5 protein-coding genes are annotated in these 4,602 nt (G+C 72.4%); all 5 read right to left on the reverse strand.

Going from position 1 to position 4,602, the window contains the following annotated elements:
• Positions 1-324: hypothetical protein (locus ACFU99_RS33925; protein WP_384399480.1), on the reverse strand; the 324-nt coding region annotated here is incomplete at its 3' end.
• A 146-nt stretch (positions 325-470) separates the two neighbouring features.
• On the reverse strand, positions 471-1,535 hold the full coding sequence (locus tag ACFU99_RS33930) for a 2-aminoethylphosphonate ABC transporter substrate-binding protein (RefSeq protein WP_384399483.1): 1,065 nt from the start codon (positions 1,533-1,535) through the stop codon (positions 471-473).
• 46 nt (positions 1,536-1,581) lie between these two features.
• Entirely contained in the window at positions 1,582-2,379 is a 798-nt protein-coding gene (locus ACFU99_RS33935) for an ABC transporter permease subunit (RefSeq protein WP_384399486.1), read from the reverse strand.
• Entirely contained in the window at positions 2,366-3,256 is an 891-nt protein-coding gene (locus ACFU99_RS33940; RefSeq protein WP_384399489.1) for a 2-aminoethylphosphonate ABC transporter permease subunit, read from the reverse strand. Before ACFU99_RS33940 ends, ACFU99_RS33935 begins: the two co-directional genes overlap by 14 nt.
• A 325-nt stretch (positions 3,257-3,581) precedes the next feature.
• A partial coding sequence (locus ACFU99_RS33945) for an ABC transporter ATP-binding protein (RefSeq protein ID WP_384399492.1) occupies positions 3,582-4,602 on the reverse strand: 1,021 nt, incomplete at its 5' end.

A 4,602-nucleotide genomic window follows, 5' to 3' on the forward strand; every position in this document is an offset into this window, starting at 1 on the left:
GCTCTGAGCGGCGGCCGTCGTCGGCGCGGGGGCGCTCTCGGTACGGTCCGTACGCTCGGTCGTCGGCTCGGCGGACTCCGTGCGCCCGGACAGGTCCGCGAGCTCGATCTGGTCCGTGCCCCCGGCCGGCTCCGTACGGGCGGACTGCCCCTGGCTGAGCGTCTGCACGACGGCACGGTTGCCGGCCGCGGACTGGAGGGCCTTCATGCGGGCCGCGGGCCCCGCGCCGGACGCCGCCGGACGCCCCGCGGCCCGAGCCGCCGGCCGGGCCTCGGCCCGCGTGCCCGCGGCAGGGGTACGCGGACGTTCGTCGTGCGGGCGCATCGCTGCCATCCTTGCCGTATTTCCGGGTGGACGGCGCGATGATCGCGAACATCCGCGCCCCTCGGCAAGGGCACGCAGGCACAGTCGAGGGCAGTCTTCGGTGCCCTGCCGGTCATCGGAGGGACCGGCCCGTCCGGTAGGGACGTTCAGCTTCCCGTAGCCGTCTTCCAGTCCGCCACATACGACCGGAGGTTCTTGTCGACGTCCGCCCAGTCCGGCTGGAAGATCTCGACGCCCTTCATGATCCCGGCGAGCGCGGCGGCGTTCTTGTCGGCGGCCTTGATGTCCGTACGGGCCGCGAAGCCGCCGCCGACCGCGGAGACCTCCCGCTGCACGTCCTCGCTGAGCAGATAGTCGAGGAACTTCTGCCCGTTGGCGGTGTGCGGGGCGCCCTTGACGAGCCCGGCCGCGTAGGGGAGGGCGAAGGTGGTGGGCTTGCCGGCAGCGCCCGCCGCGGGGAAGAAGATGCCCTGGTGGGGCATGGTCTTCATGTTGGCGTAGTTCATCTGCACATCGCCGTTGGCGACGAGCAGTTCGCCCTTGTCGGTCTTGGGCGCGAGCTGCCCGGTGGACGAGGACGGGCCGACATTGTTGGCCTGGAGCTTCTTCAGATAGCCCATGGCGGCGTCCTTGCCGCCGAAGTCGTGCATGGCCTTGACGAGCACGGCCGTGCCGTCGCCCGCGACGCCCGGCGTGGAGTACTGGAGCTTGCCCTTCAACTTGCCGTCGAGCAGGTCCTCCCAGCTCTTCGGGGGCTGCTTCAGCTCCTTGCTGTTGTAGATGAAGCAGAAGTAGTTGTTGACGACGGACGTCCATTTGCCGTCGGCGTCCTTGTTCCCGTCCGCGACCTTCTCGGACCCGCGCGGCTTGTACGAGGCCAGCAGCCCCTTGCCGGCCGCCTGCTGGACGAAGGGCGGGAGGGTGACGACGACGTCCGCCTTGGTGTTGGACTTCTCGCGGGTCAGCCGCTGCACCACCTCCCCGGAGCCGCCCTCGACGTAGTTGACCTTGATGCCGGTGCGCTGCTCGAAGTCCTTGAAGACCTTGTCGTAGAACCCGTCGCCCTTCTCGGACTTGAGCCCGTCGGCGCTGTAGACGGTGACTTCCTTGGCCTTGCTGTCGGCGGTGGAGGCCCCGCCGCAGGCGGTGGCGGTGACGCCGAGTATCAGGGCGCCGGAGGCGGCGGCGATCGGCTTGAGGTTGCTGCGCATGACGTGTCGTACTCCTGGTGGAGGGAGAGTGGGGAGGGGAGGTTTTCTATCGGTACGAGGCGCGGGTGCGGACGCGGCCGACGGCGAGCAGGACGAGCAGCGTCGCCGCCATCAGCACCACGGCGAGGGCCGCGCCCGCGAAGAGCGCACCCCGGTCCGTAGCGGCGAAGATCTTGACGGGCAGGGGCAGCCAGTCCGGCGGGTAGAGCATCATCGTGGCGCTCAGTTCGCCCATGGACAGCGCGAAGCACAGCCCGGCGGCCGCTGTCAGGGAGGGCAGCAGGAGGGGGAGCTTGACGCGCAGCAGTACGTACCAGGGGCGCGCGCCGAGGCTCGCGGCGCTCTGCTCGTACGCCGGGTCGAGGCGGGCGACGGCGGCGGAGACGGACTGGTAGGCGAAGGCGGTGACGAGGATCGCGTGGGCGGCGATGACGATCTGCCGGGTGCCGTTGAGGAGGATCGGCGGCTGGGAGAAGGCGACCAGCAGCGACAGCCCGACGACCACGGACGGCACGGCGACCGGCAGCATGAACAGCGCGTCGATGACGCGCCGCCCGCGCCTGCGCAGCGCGTCGGCGGCGAGCGCGGCCCAGGTGCCCGCGGCGAGGGCGAGGACGCCGGCGGCGAAGGCGGTGACGAGGCTGGCGGTCAGGGCGTCGAGCGAGTCGCCCTGCGCGATGTCCTGATAGTGCGTCAGGGTCGCGCCGGACGGGAACGCCCCGCTCCACGTCGTCGAGAAGGACGCGGCCAGGATCACCAGGAACGGCAGCGCGAAGAGCGGCAGGAAGAGGACGAGGAACAGGGCCCAGAGCGCCCAGCGGGCGGCGCGGCTATGCACGAGCACGGGACGCACCTCCGGCGGCGGTGACGGTACGGGCGACGAGGACGCGGTACAGGCTGTACAGCGCCGCCGACAGCGCGATGCTGACGACCGCGACGACGCACGCCCCCGTGTAGTCGCCGTCGAGGATGGCCTTGCTGTACACGAGCATGGGCAGGGTCGTGACGCCCTTGGCGCCGGTGAAGAGCACGATGCCGAATTCGTTGAGGCACATGACGAGGACGAGGCTGCCGCCCGCCGCCAGGGAGGGCAGCGCCTCGGGCAGGATCACCTGCCGCACGATGCGCGCGGGCCGCGCGCCGAGCGAGGCCGCGACCTCCAGCTGCGCCGTCTCCACCTGTGAGAAGGCGGCCAGCAGCGGCCGCATCACGAACGGCGTGAAGTACGTGATCTCCGCGAGCAGCACGCCGTAGGGGGTGTGCAGGAAGTCGAACGGTCCGCTCGCCGCGCCGGTCGCGTCCGTCCACAGGCCGTTGGCCATGCCGGTGGTGCCGTAGACGAAGAGCAGGGCGAGAGTGATGAGGAAGGAGGGAAAGGCGAGAAAGATGTCGATGAACCGGGCGATCGCCTTGGCCCCGGGGAACGGCACGAAGGCGATCACGAGCGCCAGCGTGAACCCGAGGACCAGGCATCCGACGGTCGCGCCGACCGCGATGACGACCGTGTTCCCGAGCGCGTCCCGGAACGACGCCTGCCCGAGCACCTCCCCGTACGCCGCGACGGAGTGCCCTCCGCCGTCCGGCGACACGGACTGCCACACGACCAGGGCGAGCGGATAGAGAAAGACGAGCCCGAGGGCGGCGACGGGCGGAAGCGCGTACACCCAGGCGGGCACCGATCGCCGGCGCGCCGGGCGGCGCGGCTCTTCGGGTACGGGCACGAGTGCCGGCTTACCCGGCGCGCCGGGCGGCGCGGGCGCGCGCCGGTCGGGCGCAGAGACGGCGGCGGGCTCGCCCCCGCGCTCGGGCACGGGCTCGCCCCCACGCTCGGGGCCAGGCCCCGCAGCCGGGCCGGACCCGTGCACCGACACCGGGCCGGAGCCGCGAACCGTCGCGGGATCGGAACCGTGGTCCGCAGCCGGACCGGACCGGTGATCCGGCATCGGGGCAGGCCCCTGGTCCATGGCCGTGCCGGACCCGCGAGCCGCGGCGAGGCCGGGCTCACGCGTCGACGTCCCCGGCTCGGAGCCGGACCTCCTCCGCAAGCTAGCCATCGGACGCCGTCCCCTCCGGCAGGAGCACGGCGTCGGCGGCCGCGAAGTGCAGGGTGACCTCGTCGCCGAGCGCCGGGGTCTCGCGCAGTTCCCGTACGTCCGCCTTGACGCGGTGGCCCGCGACGTCGACGTACAGGCGGTGGGTGGAGCCGCGCCACTGGACCTCGGCGATCTTGCCGCGCAGGGCGTTCGGGCCCGGCCCGAGGCCGATGAGGTGCGGCCGTACGCACAGGGTGGCCGTCGCCCCCTCGGCGGCGCCGCCCGTGGCGACCGTGAGCGCCGTGCCCGCGAAGGAGACGCCGCCGGAACGGACCGTTACGGGCAGCAGGTTGGAGTTGCCGACGAAGGTGGCCGTGAACTCGGTGCGCGGGCGGCGGTAGAGGTCCTGCGGGGTGCCGCAGTCCTGGAGCCGGGCCTGGTCCATGACCGCGATGCGGTCGGCCAGCGTCAGCGCCTCGATCTGGTCGTGGGTGACGTACAGAATGGTGACGTCGGGCAACTCCCGGTGCAGCCGGGAGAGTTCGGCGAGCATCCCGGAGCGCAGCTGCGCGTCGAGCGCGGACAGCGGCTCGTCGAGGAGCAGCACGCCGGGCCGTATCGCCAGCGCCCGCGCGATGGCGACGCGCTGCTGCTGGCCGCCGGAGAGCTCGCGCGGATAGCGCCTGGCGTAGGCGGCCATGCCGGTCATCTCCAGCGCCTCGGCGACGCGCCCCGCGATCTCGCCGCGCGGCGCCTTCCGCGCCTTGAGGCCGAAGGCGACATTGGCGTCGACGCGCAGGTGCGGGAAGAGCGCGTACTGCTGGACGACCATTCCCACGCCCCGCCGGTACGGCGGCAGCGCGGTGACGTCCCGGCCGCCGATCAGCACCCGCCCCGCCACCGGCCGCACGAATCCGGCGACGGCCCGCAGGGCGGTGGTCTTGCCGGAGCCGGACGGGCCGAGCAGGGCCAGCACCTCGCCGGGTTCGACGGTGAGGTCGAGGCGGTCGAGCACGGTGTTCTTCCCGTAGGCG

Origin of the sequence: Streptomyces sp. NPDC057654, from assembly GCF_042800135.1 — a bacterium.
Classification (GTDB): domain Bacteria; phylum Actinomycetota; class Actinomycetes; order Streptomycetales; family Streptomycetaceae; genus Streptomyces.